At 65.3% G+C, this 11,411-nt stretch carries 14 protein-coding genes; 7 read left to right on the top strand and 7 right to left on the bottom strand.

The genetic code is table 11. From position 1 onward, the window contains the following. The first annotated feature begins 91 nt into the window (after positions 1-91). From AC1RCO_RS09035 to AC1RCO_RS09020, 4 genes are all read left to right on the top strand, one after another. Positions 92-754: a class I SAM-dependent methyltransferase gene (locus tag AC1RCO_RS09035; protein WP_026019997.1), complete on the top strand. Its 663-nt coding sequence runs from the start codon at positions 92-94 to the stop codon at positions 752-754. Positions 755-876: 122 nt separating this feature from the next. Next, on the top strand, positions 877-2,010 hold the full coding sequence (gene rnd / locus AC1RCO_RS09030) for a ribonuclease D (protein WP_011059833.1): 1,134 nt from the start codon (positions 877-879) through the stop codon (positions 2,008-2,010). Then, complete coding sequence (locus tag AC1RCO_RS09025) at positions 2,007-2,300, top strand: YcgL domain-containing protein (RefSeq protein WP_011059834.1); 294 nt, start codon at positions 2,007-2,009, stop codon at positions 2,298-2,300. The genes rnd and AC1RCO_RS09025 overlap by 4 nt, the downstream gene beginning before the upstream one ends. A gap of 120 nt (positions 2,301-2,420) precedes the next feature. After that, complete coding sequence (locus AC1RCO_RS09020; protein WP_011059835.1) at positions 2,421-3,353, top strand: D-2-hydroxyacid dehydrogenase; 933 nt, start codon at positions 2,421-2,423, stop codon at positions 3,351-3,353. Between the two features lie 113 nt (positions 3,354-3,466). On the opposite strand, the gene AC1RCO_RS09015 is transcribed toward AC1RCO_RS09020, so the two are convergent. Next, the gene (locus AC1RCO_RS09015) at positions 3,467-4,060 is read right to left on the bottom strand and encodes a nitroreductase family protein (protein ID WP_011059836.1); all 594 of its coding nucleotides are present in this window, start codon (positions 4,058-4,060) and stop codon (positions 3,467-3,469) included. A 274-nt stretch (positions 4,061-4,334) separates the two neighbouring features. Between AC1RCO_RS09015 and AC1RCO_RS09010 the strand changes: the two genes are divergently transcribed. Together AC1RCO_RS09010 and AC1RCO_RS09005 are read left to right on the top strand one after the other, a co-directional pair. After that, a complete protein-coding gene (locus AC1RCO_RS09010; RefSeq protein ID WP_015634549.1) occupies positions 4,335-4,784 on the top strand; it encodes a YcgN family cysteine cluster protein in 450 nt (149 codons plus the stop codon). A 45-nt stretch (positions 4,785-4,829) separates the two neighbouring features. Beyond that, positions 4,830-6,065: a hypothetical protein gene (locus AC1RCO_RS09005; RefSeq protein WP_019093313.1), complete on the top strand. Its 1,236-nt coding sequence runs from the start codon at positions 4,830-4,832 to the stop codon at positions 6,063-6,065. Between the two features lie 44 nt (positions 6,066-6,109). Here AC1RCO_RS09005 and AC1RCO_RS09000 read toward each other — a convergent pair whose 3' ends face one another. From AC1RCO_RS09000 to AC1RCO_RS08985, 4 genes are all read right to left on the bottom strand, one after another. Then, positions 6,110-6,481 (bottom strand): YgaP family membrane protein, encoded by a 372-nt coding sequence (locus AC1RCO_RS09000; protein WP_011059839.1) that lies wholly within the window; start codon positions 6,479-6,481, stop codon positions 6,110-6,112. Positions 6,482-6,563: 82 nt separating this feature from the next. Beyond that, the gene (locus AC1RCO_RS08995) at positions 6,564-7,031 is read right to left on the bottom strand and encodes an RNA methyltransferase (RefSeq protein WP_011059840.1); all 468 of its coding nucleotides are present in this window, start codon (positions 7,029-7,031) and stop codon (positions 6,564-6,566) included. A 197-nt stretch (positions 7,032-7,228) separates the two neighbouring features. Further along, a complete protein-coding gene (locus tag AC1RCO_RS08990) occupies positions 7,229-7,606 on the bottom strand; it encodes a YajD family HNH nuclease (protein WP_011059841.1) in 378 nt (125 codons plus the stop codon). Positions 7,607-7,655: 49 nt separating this feature from the next. Next, positions 7,656-8,342 (bottom strand): spermidine synthase, encoded by a 687-nt coding sequence (locus AC1RCO_RS08985; protein WP_125062229.1) that lies wholly within the window; start codon positions 8,340-8,342, stop codon positions 7,656-7,658. Positions 8,343-8,417: 75 nt separating this feature from the next. Here AC1RCO_RS08985 and AC1RCO_RS08980 point away from each other — a divergent pair, with 75 nt between their 5' ends. Then, on the top strand, positions 8,418-8,729 hold the full coding sequence (locus AC1RCO_RS08980; protein WP_011059843.1) for a hypothetical protein: 312 nt from the start codon (positions 8,418-8,420) through the stop codon (positions 8,727-8,729). A gap of 30 nt (positions 8,730-8,759) precedes the next feature. On the opposite strand, the gene AC1RCO_RS08975 is transcribed toward AC1RCO_RS08980, so the two are convergent. Together AC1RCO_RS08975 and AC1RCO_RS08970 are read right to left on the bottom strand one after the other, a co-directional pair. Continuing rightward, on the bottom strand, positions 8,760-9,233 hold the full coding sequence (locus AC1RCO_RS08975; RefSeq protein ID WP_011059844.1) for a cyclic nucleotide-binding domain-containing protein: 474 nt from the start codon (positions 9,231-9,233) through the stop codon (positions 8,760-8,762). A gap of 102 nt (positions 9,234-9,335) precedes the next feature. Next, on the bottom strand, positions 9,336-11,390 hold the full coding sequence (locus tag AC1RCO_RS08970) for a S9 family peptidase (protein WP_103290528.1): 2,055 nt from the start codon (positions 11,388-11,390) through the stop codon (positions 9,336-9,338). Positions 11,391-11,411 lie beyond the last annotated feature (21 nt).

The raw sequence follows: 11,411 nt of genomic DNA, 5'->3' as shown, positions 1-11,411 counted from the left end.
GGTGCTGGAAGGCGATGCGGGCTTTCGACCTTTTTTTCACGAATGGCACGTTAACCTGTGGCCCCTGGATTCCAAAAAGAGTTCGCCGTTCATGTCGTCCCATCCCCCACCGTCCATCGAACTTGAGTTCGCTCGGCGCTACGACCAGGAGCACGCGCGCGTCTGCCGCGAGCCCCGGCCAGCCGGGATCGGCGCACGCCTGGCCGTCTGGCGCACGGCGCGCCTGGTACGTCACGCCCTGAAGGAAGCCGGCGAGCCGGGGCTGATCCTGGATGTGGCCTGCGGCGCCGGGCGCTACTGGCCGGTGCTGGGCGAGCACGGCAACCGGGTGATTCTGGCGGCGGACCCTTCCCAGGACATGTTGAACCATGCCCAGACCCACCACCCGGCCAGCCTGCTGAAACGGGTCAAGACCTTTCACAGCTCGGCGTTCAATATCGGCCTGTCGGCCAATGCGGTGGACTGCATCATCTGCATGCAACTCTTTGCCCACGTGACCCGGGGTGAGGATCGCCTGGCCCTGCTGCGCGAGTTCTTCCGGGTCAGCCGGGACACGGTGATCCTGGCCACGCGGATCGAACCGCTGTTGCAGATCGCCCGACCCGCTTCTGCCAGCTCCGGCATGCTGCCGCTGGCCAGCAAGGTGCAGTTGGAAGCGGAGTTCCGCGAAGCCGGTTTTGAAGTGCTCGACCATCGGGACCTGCTGCCCGGTTGGGCGCCTTCGCGGGTCTATGTGCTGAGAAAACAGGGTTAGCCCAGAGTCTCGGACTATTCTTGCCCTCCGGCAGATGGTTTCTCACTTGCTCTTGTCGGGTGAATGCTCGGAAATCGCCGGAGGCGATATATACTGCGCGCCATTCTTCAAGGGAGAGCCGTGTGGCCATCGATATACATTGGATTCGCGACAACGATAGCCTCGGTCAGCTTTGCGCCCAGTGGCAGCAGTTGCCATTCGTCGCCCTCGACACCGAATTCATGCGGGTCGACACTTTCTATCCCATTGCCGCCCTGTTGCAGATTGGCGATGGGCAGCGCGCCTACCTGATTGACCCTTTGACCATCGACAACTGGCAGCCACTGGCGGCCCTGCTGGAGAATCCGGCAGTGGTCAAGGTGGTGCACGCCTGCAGCGAGGACCTTGAAGTCCTGCTGCGCCTGACTGGCAGCCTGCCGGCGCCGTTGTTCGACACGCAACTGGCGGCCGCCTACCTGAACCTGGGTTTCTCCATGGGCTATTCGCGCCTGGTGCAGGAAGTCCTGGGCATCGACCTGCCCAAGGGCGAGACCCGTTCCGACTGGCTGCAGCGCCCGCTGTCGGAAACCCAGGTCAGCTACGCCGCCGAAGACGCCGTGCACCTGGCCCAGGTGTTCACCGAACTGCGGCCCAGGTTGTCCGAGGACAAGTACCGCTGGGTGCTGGAAGACGGCGCCGAGCTGGTGGCCAACCTGCGCCGCGAAGTGGACCCCTACGAGGTCTACCGCGAAGCCAAGCTGGCCTGGAAACTGTCCCGCGCCCAGCTGGCGGTCTTGCGTGAACTGTGTGCCTGGCGCGAGCGCGAGGCCCGTGCCCGCAACCTGCCGCGCAACCGTATCGTGCGCGAGCATGCCCTGTGGCCCCTGGCCAAGACCCAGCCGGACAACCTGTCGGCGCTGGCCAAGATCGAAGACATGCACCCGCGTACCGTGCGCCAGGACGGCGAGTTCCTCCTCGACCTGATCAAGCGCACCGCCAGCGTCGGCCCGGATCAATGGCCGCCGGCCGTGCCCGAACCCCTGCCGATCGAAGCCGCGGCCCTGCTCAAGCGCCTCAAGGCCGTGGGCCAGGCCCAGGCCGAGCGCCTGGGGATCGCCCCGGAAGTGATGCTGCGCAAGAAAACCCTGGAGAGCCTGCTCAAGAGCGGCTTCCCCAACGGGCCTTACCAATTGCCTGATTCGCTGCGTGGCTGGCGCCGCGAATTGATGGGCCAGGCGCTGCTGGACAGCCTGGCCACCGCCGGAGAACAGCCTTGAAACGTATCTGCTCCATCTACAAAAGCCCGCGCAAGAACGAGATGTACCTCTACGTGCTCAAAAGCGAGGCTCTGGAACGCGTGCCGGAAAACCTGCTGCTGGCTTTCGGCAAGCCGCAACATGCCTTCGACCTGGTGCTGAGCCCGGAGCGCAAGCTGTCCCGCGAGGACATCCACCAGGTGCTGGAAAACCTCGACAAGCAGGGCTACCACCTGCAGATGCCACCGGCAGAAGACGAGTACATCGAGCACTTGCCCGAAGAGCTGCTGCGTCGCAATGATCCGGTCTGACCTGTAGGCGCCCGGTCCCGGGCGTCCTTGTAAGTGCAACTGACTGACCTGGCAGCCGCCTTGATCGATGGAGCGATTCTCCGTCGGCGGCTGCCTGCACCGTTTTTTAAGGTTTGAGCCATGCGCGTTCTGATTGCCGAACACGATCACGCTGTTTATGCCCGCCTGTTGCGTCAGGCGGCCCCGGAGCTGGAAGTGCTGACCAGTGGCGACTCCGCCGAGCTGGCACGGTTGGCGGCGGATTGTCCGGTCTGGCTGGGGCAGCCGGACCTGCTGGCCACCCTGCTGCGCCAGGGGCACCAGCCCCAGTGGCTGCAATCCACCTGGGCCGGCATTACCCCGCTGCTGGCCGACGGCCTGCCGCGGCACTACCGCCTGACCCGGGCCGTGGGTATCTTCGGCCAGGTGATGGCCGAGTACGTGCTGACCTACATCCTGGGCCATGAGCGCGAGGTGCTGGCGCGCCTGGTGAGCCAGGTCGAGCGCAAGTGGGACAACCGCCTGGGCCAGAGCCTGGTGGGGCGCAAGGTGCTGATCGTCGGCACCGGCGACATCGGCCAGAGCGTGGCGCAGTTCCTCCTGCCGTTTGGCGTGAAGCTGTACGGCATCGCCAGTCAGCCCCGGGAGCAGGCGCCCTTTATCGAAGTGGCCGGCCTGCAAGACCTGGGGCGCCTGGTGGGGGAGGTGGACTACGTGGTCAACCTGCTGCCCAACACCCCGAGCACTCACGACCTGTACGACGCGGCGCTGTTCAAGCAGTTCAAGCCCACGGGGTTGTTCATCAATGTTGGCCGGGGCGTGGCGGTGGTCGATGCGGACCTGGTGCAGGCCCTCAAGGATGGGCATCTGGCGGGGGCGGTGATCGATGTCTGCCGCCAGGAGCCCTTGCCGCAACGGCATCCGTTCTGGACCGCCTGGGGCTTGCTGCTGACGGGCCACAGTTCGGCGCCGACCTCGCCGGAATTGATGGTGCAGTTGTTCGTCGATAACCTGCGGGCTTATCAGGCTGGGCAGGCCCTGCGCGGCGAAGTGGATTTCGCCCGGGGCTATTGAAACGGACCTGATCGCAGGAGCGAGCTTGCTCGCGAAAGCCGTGCTTGCCAGGCAAGCGCGGCGCCCTTCAGGGCTTCGCGAGCAAGCTCGCTCCTACAGAGGCGATCGCGGCTTTAGAGGCTGAAATCGCCTTCGGCCACGGTTTCGCTCAGGGGGCGACGCGGGCTTGGCTCTTCCCGGGCCTGGAGGTAGTCGGCCAGGGTCGACTTGTCTCCCAGCTTGCCCACGGCCACGGCGGCGTGCACGGCATAGCCTTCGGGGATCTTCAGTTCCTTGCGGGTCAGTTCCTGGTCGAAACCGGCCATGCCGTGGGTGTGCCAGCCACTGAGGCTGGCTTGCAGGGCCAGGTGCCCCCAGGCCGAACCGGTGTCGAAGGTGTGCCACAGGGCCGGGGTTTCCTCGCTGGCGCCGGGCACGGTGAAGGTGGTCTTGGAAATCACGATCACCAGGGCCGAAGCGTGTTGCGCCCAGCCACGGTTGAATTCGTTGAGCAGGCCGAGGAAGCGTTCCCAGTTCGGCGTGTCGCGGCGGGCATAGAGGAAGCGCCAGGGCTGCGAGTTGTAGGCCGAAGGCGCCCAGCGTGCGGCTTCGAAGAAGCTCAGCAGGGTTTCTTCGGGGATGCTTTCGCCGGTGAAGGCCCGGGGCGACCAGCGCTGGGTGAACTGCGGGTGGATGGCGTAGTCGGCAACGCGAGTGTTGGCGCTCATGGAAAAACTCCTGGCAGCATGTGAGATGAGTGGAATAAACCGGCAAGCGCAGATGAGCTGAGCGAAGGGGTATTCCTGACCCCGTGCGGTTTGCCGGGTGCAACGCGGTCAAGCGTTAATGGCACACGGACGCGGGTCGGTCCGAGGGGCAAAGCTACTGTGCCCATGGCCCGCTGACAAGTCCTGGCCTACCGACAGTCGCCAGCGCTTGGCCCGCCGGTTCTTCGGCACTAGACTGGCGGCCTTTTCACCCTCGGATATTGATGCTTGAGCCATGGCCGCCAAAGTCGAACCTTTCTGGATACGCAAAACCCTCGAACAACTCGACCAGGACGAATGGGAGTCGTTGTGCGATGGCTGCGGTCTGTGCTGCCTGCAAAAGCTTGAAGACGAGGACGACAACAGCGTCTATTACACGCGCATCGCCTGCAAGCTTTTGGACCTCAAGACCTGCCAGTGCAGCGATTACCCCAACCGCCGCGACTCGGTGCCCGACTGCATCCAGCTGACCCCGGGCAAGGCCGACGAATTCAAGTGGCTGCCCCCCACCTGCGGCTACCGCCTGGTGAGCGAGGGCAAGGACCTGCCCCTGTGGCACCACCTGGTGTGCGGCGACCGCGATGCGGTGCACCACGAACGTATTTCCCAGTCCGGCCGCATGCTCGCCGAAGGCAGCGTGGCGGAAGAGGATTGGGAGGATCATCTGATTTTCCGCGCAGGCTGAGGGTTCGCCGCGCCGGCTTCAAGGTTTCAATAGCAAGGAGAGGGTATGAGGGTGGGGGCGAAGCTGGCGCTGGCCGCTGCGATGCTGGCATTGAGTGCATCGGCGTTTGCGGCGAAGAAGGTCGATCTGGATTATCACGTGCGCTTCCTGCCCCAGAGCGATCAGGCCGAAGTGCGCCTGACCCTGGCCGACGGCGCGGCGCTGCGCAGCCTGGATTTCGATCTGGGCTCGACCGGCGACTACAGCGACTTCAAGGCCGACGGCCAATGGCAGGCCGCCCCCGCCGGTGCCGGCGGTCAGCGTGGGGTCTGGCGCCCGGCCAGCGGCAAGGCCAGCCTGAGCTACCGGGTACGCCTGAACCACAGCATCAAGAAGGGCAGCTATGACAGCCGCAGTACTGCCAACTGGGCCCTGCTGCGCGGCGAAACCCTGGTGCCGCCGGCGCACCTGGACCAGCAGGACGGCATCGAGCTGGTGGCGCGCCTGGATTTCGAACTGCCCGCCGGGTGGAAGAGCATCGAGACCGCCTGGCCGCGGATCGGCAAGCACCGTTTTCGCATCGACAACCCCTCGCGGCTGTTCGACCGTCCCGCCGGCTGGATGCTCGCCGGCACCCTGGGCAGCCGCCGCACGCGCCTGGGGGAAACCGACGTCAGCGTGGTCTCGCCACTGGGCCAGGGCATGCGGCGCATGGATGTGCTGACCCTGCTGACCTTTGTCTGGCCGCAGGTGCAGGCGGTGTTTCCCCGCCAGCCGAGCAAGCTGTTGATCGTCGGCGCGGCCGATCCGATGTGGCGCGGCAGCCTGGCCGGGCGCGATTCACTGTTCCTGCACAGCCGCCTGCCGCTGGTCAGCGAGAGCGGCGCCAGCCCCTTGCTGCGGGAGCTGGTGCAATCTCTGGCACGGATCAACGACAGCCAGCGCAGCGACTGGATCAGTGAAGGGCTGGCGCAGTACTACGCCATCGAGCTGCTGCGCCGTGCCGGTGGCATCAGCGATGAACGTTACCAGGTGCTGGAGAAGCGCCTGGCCCGGGACGGCCACAAGGTCACCAGCCTGCGCGGCGAACAGGTGGACAGCGCCACAGTGGCCAAGGCGGTGTTGCTATTGCAGGAGCTGGATCGGGAGATTCGCCTCAAGACCCGCAACAAGCGCTCCCTGGACGATGTCCTGCAAGCGGCGATGCGCCTGGAAAGCGTCAGCACCGCCGAATTCATCCAGCTCAGTGAAAGCGTGCTGGGCGAGTCCTCCAGGGTCCTCGACACCAGCCTGCTGCGCTGACCCGGCGCGGCTGGGGCTCAGGCGTCCATGAGGACGCCCCGGCTTCAGGCCTTGGGCACCTTCACTTCATCATTGCTGGCGGCCTTGGCGTTGCGGCCGGCGGCTTCGGCATCGGCTTTCAGGTTGCGCAGCTCTTCTGCAGCGCGTTCGATCTTGTTGCGCACGTTGTTCATGTCCTGGCGGCTTTTCTCCAGCAGGCTTTTCGCCGAGCTGTGCCCGGTGATGCCCCGGGCCAGGGCCACGCCGCCGATGGCTACCTGGATCAGGCCGAATACGCCGCCACGGCGCAGGCCCTTGCCCATCATCACCACGCCGCCGGCCAGCGAGCCGATGCGCTCCCAGCCCTGGACATTCTGGGTGGGCTGGCTCTGGAACGGGGTCGATTCGATGGTTTGCAGCTGTTTGCGCTCGCTCATGATCTGTCTCCAAGGGCGGTAAGGGATACAAGGCTGACTGCACGAAGGCGTCACAGGTTCCCGGGCAATGACCGGCGTGTGCTCAGAACTTGGGACCGGAGCGGGTGTTGTTACCCTTGGCCAGGCGATCGTAGAGCACCACGTTGACTGTCGCTGCCAGGTTCATGCAACCGGTGGTGGGGATGTAGACCACGTCCTCGCACCAGTCGCGGATCTCCTTGTCGAGGGAGCCGTCTTCCGGGCCGAAGATGTACAGGGCGCGATCCGGGTGGGTGTATTCGGGCAGTGGGCGGGCACCCTCGACCAGTTCCACGGCCACCGGAATGCAGCCCAGGGGGAGGATTTTCTTCAGGTCGTCGATGCCGATCAGCGGAATGTCCTGGTGGACCTTCTTGGTGTCGGTGACGAAGTCGCGGGCCCGCTCATAGCGCTTGCCGGTGTAGAACACCGAGGCGACGCCATAGCAGCCGGCGGCGCGCATCACCGAACCGACGTTCTCCGGTGACTTGGGGTTATACAAACCGATGCAGCTGTACCTTTTGTTTGCCACGAACAAAGCGCCTTGGGGGAAAAGAGCGCGATTATACGGGGATTGCCCACGGCTCGGTGGCTTGTTGTGGCGAGGGAGCTTGCTCCCGACGCCGGCCAATGCGGTATAGCAGGCCGGCCGGGGACACAGGGTTTACGGCTGCCTTGCCGCCGAACGGGAGCACGCTCGCTGGCCACAATATGCCCGGCGGCTGGTGCTTACTCCGGGTCTTTCTTCATCAACCCGGCCAGGGCGGCGAACGGGTTGTGGGTCGCCTTGGCGACTTTCGGGGTGCTCAGGGAGCCTTCGCCGAAGTACTGCTGGTCGGTGTAGCGCGAGTGCTCGTTGTCGTGGCAGTACAGGCACAAGAGTTCCCAGTTGGAACCGTCCTGGGGGTTGTTGTCGTGGTTGTGATCGCGGTGGTGCACGGTCAGCTCGCTCAGGCGCTTGCCGGAGAACTCCCGGGCGCAGCGGCCGCAGACATGGGGGTACATTTTCAGTGCCTTGTCGCGGTAGCCCATTTCCCGGTCGCGCTGGGCGTCGGCAAGGATACGGTCCAGCTTGGCGGTGTTGGACGGGGGAGTGGACGAACTCATGGGTTCACCTTTGTAGAAGGACTAATGACGGTAATGGACAAAGTTTAGCTCAGGCCTTGAGCTTCTCGGCAATCCAGATGGTGTGCCGGGTACCGCGATTGCCATGGGCGAAGACCTGCACTTCCTCGGCCTTGAAGCCGGCCTTGCGCAGGCGCTCGGAGAACTGCCGGTCGGCGCTGGCCGACCACACCGCAAGAATGCCCTTGGGCCGCAGGGCCCGGGCGCAGGCGGCCAGGCCGGCGCTGGAGTAGAGCCAGCTGTTGGCTTTCTGGGTCAGGCCTTCGGGGCCGTTGTCGACGTCGAGCATGATCGCGTCGAAGCCCAGGGGCTCGGCCTGCAGGACCTTGGCCACGTCTTCCAGGCGGATCACCGTGCGCGGGTCCAGCAGCGGCCGGCCGGACTTTTCGCCGAGCGGGCCACGGTTCCATTCCACCACCCCGGGCACCAGCTCGGCGACCACCACCTCGGCGCTCTTGCCCAGGTGCTTGAGAGCCGCGGCGAGGGTGAAACCCATGCCCAGGCCGCCGATCAGCACCCGCGAGTTCGGGCGCCCGGCGACCTTGCTGCAAGGGATCTGCGCCAGGGCGTCCTCGGAACCGTGCATGCGTGTGTTCATCAACTGGCCGCCGTCGCCGCCCTGGATCTTGATGACGAAATCCTCACCGTATTCGAACAGGCACAAGGCACCGCCGTTTTCAGGAATCGCAGTAGTGTCCAGCAGTACGAAACGTTTCATGGAGATCTCATTGAGGAAGGCAAAACGCCCCGGTTGGGAGTAGCCTGACGCCAGACAATAGCAATGGAGCCATTGATGAAGCGCACTATTCTAACGGTGATTGCCCAAGCGGCGCTCGCCCTCACCGCAGCCCTGGCGCTTGGTGCCGGCCCGGCTTTGGCCGACGAGCCGCAAAGCGCCCCGGTGGTGACCCCGGCGCCGACCCTCGGCACCCCGGGTACCGCGACCCCTACGCCTTATCCGCAAGTCACCCCGCCCAGCACGCCGAAAGCCGGCAGCAGTGGCAGCGCGCCCCTGCTGCCGCCGATCGACATGCCCAAGCCGCCCAAGGACCAGACCCTGCCAGGGCTGGAGCAGAACGACAGCAAACCCAAGGTTCAGGGTTGATGGATGTAGTGGGCGAGGGTACCCCGGGGCTCAGATCTGCTGCGCGAGCAACTGGCCGTCGGCCATGCGCAGCCGCTTTGACAGCGACACGGCCAGGGCGCGGATGATCTTGGCGGCGATCTTTGGCGCATCGTTGAGCATCTTCTCCAGGGAGTCCTTGCCCAGGTTGAGCAACTGGCAATGGCTGGCGGCCACGCAGGTAGCCGAACGTCGCTCGCCATCGAGCACCGCCATTTCGCCAAAGGCCCGGCCGCTGCGCAGGGTAGCGATGGTCAGCGGCTGGCCGTCGTGGTTGCGCTTTTGCACCGCCACCTGGCCGCTGTGGATGATGCACATGAAGCTGCCGGCATCGCCCTCATGAAAGATCGCTTCGCCCTCGGCGATGCTGCTGATGCTGAAGTAGCCGGCCGCAGCGTTGAAGTCGGCGGGCAACAACTGGTCGAACAGGCCGCAGTCCATCAGCCAGTCGCGGATCTCGTTGTTCAGTAAGGTGGGTTCGGACATGGGATCACGGTCTTTTTCTTGTGTCTGTTGCACGGGCGCAGGCCCGGTCCGGCGGTTGCCGGTGGCGTTCTGGGTTAAGACAGGAACGCCGCCGGGAGTTCCTCAGGCCAGGCCCAGAATGTTCAGGATAAAGGCGTATTCGAGGGCTACGTCACGTAATCCCTGGTAACGCCCGCTCATGCCGCCATGGCCGGCCCCCAGCTCGGTCTTGAGCAGCAGCGGGTTGTCGTCGGTCCTGGTGGCCCGCAACCTGGCCACCCATTTGGCCGCCTCCCAGTACTGCACGCGGCTGTCGTTGTAGCCGGCGATCACCAGGAGCGCAGGGTAGGCCTGGGCGCGCACGTTCTCGTAGGGCGCGTAGGCCTTGATCCGTGCGTAGACCTCGGGCTCCTCGGGGTTGCCCCATTCGTCGTATTCGGTGACGGTCAGCGGCAGCTCCGGGTCGAGCATGGTGTTGAGCACATCGACGAAGGGCACTTCGGCGATGGCGACCTTGAATAGCTCGGGGCGCTGGTTGAGTACCGCGCCGATCAGCAGGCCGCCGGCGCTGCCGCCACTGATGGCCAACTGCTGGGCGCTGGTCAGGCCCTGGGCGATCAAGTGTTCGGCGCAGGCGATGAAGTCGCTGAAGGTGTTCTGCTTGTGTTCCTGCTTGCCGGCGCGGTACCAGGCCTCACCCAACTCGCCGCCGCCGCGCACGTGGGCGATGGCAAAGGCCACGCCGCGATCGAGCAGGCTCAGGCGGGCGTGGGAGAACCAGGGGTCCAGGCTTTCGCCGTAGGCACCGTAGCCGTAGAGGTACAGCGGCGTCGGCTGGCCCAGGCAGTCGCGCTTGACCACCAGGCTGATGGGCACTTGGGTGCCGTCGGCGGCGGTGGCCCAGAGGCGCTGGCTGACGTAGGCCTCGGGGTCGAACGGGCCCAGTACCGGGGTTTCCTTCAGCACCTGCTGCTGGCCGTCGGCCAGTTGCAGCTGGCGTACCTGGGCCGGGCGGTTCAGGGCCTCGTAGCGCAGGCGGATGCGCTCGCTGGAAAACTCCAGGCTGTTCTGCACGTGCAGGCTGTAGGCCGCATCCGGCAGTTGCACGCGGTACACCGGCAGGTCCCGGGGGTGCACTTCGATGATCGGCAGGCCGCCTTCGCGCAGGCTCAGGGTCATGGCTGCGGCGTTGAGGGTCACGCCGTCGAGCATTACCTCGGGGTTGTGCGGCACCAGCAGTTGCCAGTCGTCCTGCTCGGGGATCGCGCCGTTGTCCGCGGCCTGGTAGAGGGCGAAGTTGATGCCGTCGCGGTTGCTGCGGATGAACCAGGTCCATTGGCCGTCCAGCAGGCCGTGGTCGACATCGTATTCATGGCCTTCGACCCGCGGCGCCAGGCAAGTGAACGGCAGCTGTGGCTGCGTGGCGTCCAGGGCCCAGGTCTCGCCGGTGGTCTTGCTGCCCAGGGACAGCAGCAGTTGGCGTTCGGAGCTGGAACGGTAGCAATGCAGGAAGAAGCGTCCGTCCGGCTCGTGGAACACTTCCTCGGCGGCGGTGCCATCCAGCCGGTAGCGCAACAGCTTGTGCGGGCGGTGGGTATCGTCCAGCTCGCCGAAGAACAGGGTCAGGCTGTCGTTGGCCCAGGTCATGCTGCCGTCGCAGTTGTCGAAGGACAGCTCGCTGACTTTGTCGCTGGCCAGCTCCTTGACGAACAGGGTGTAGATTTCCTCCCCAGTGGTGTCGAGGCTGTAGGCCAGGCGCTGGTGGTCGGGGCTGATGCTGAAGGCCCCGAGGGAGAAGAAGCCGCCATTGGCCAGGGCGTTGGGGTCCAGCAGCAGTTGCTCGCGGCTTTCGTCCACCGTCAGGCTGTCGTCCGCCGGGCGCGGGCAGCGGTAGTGGCGGGCGTATTCGTCGCCGGCGGTGGTGCGGGTGTAGTACAGGTACGGGCCCCAGGGCGAGGGCAGGGACAGGTCGGTTTCGAGGATCCGCCCCTTGATCTCCTGGAACAGCGTTTCACGCAGGGGCCCCTGATGCGCCAACTGGGCGTCCAGGTAGCTGTTTTCAGCCTTCAGGTAATCGAGCACCGCGTCGGTGTCGCGTTCCTGCAGCCAGGCATACGGGTCAGCGCCTTCGGCCTTGTGGGCAATCGGGGCGCTGCTGTCGTTGGCGGTTAAGGGCATGGGTGGCTCTCGGGCGATGAC

The sequence above is a fragment of the Pseudomonas sp. GW823-FHT03E05 genome (genome assembly GCF_058796855.1).
The sequence above is the reverse complement of the archived record's forward strand: the minus strand, read 5'-3'. Positions and strand labels throughout refer to the sequence as shown.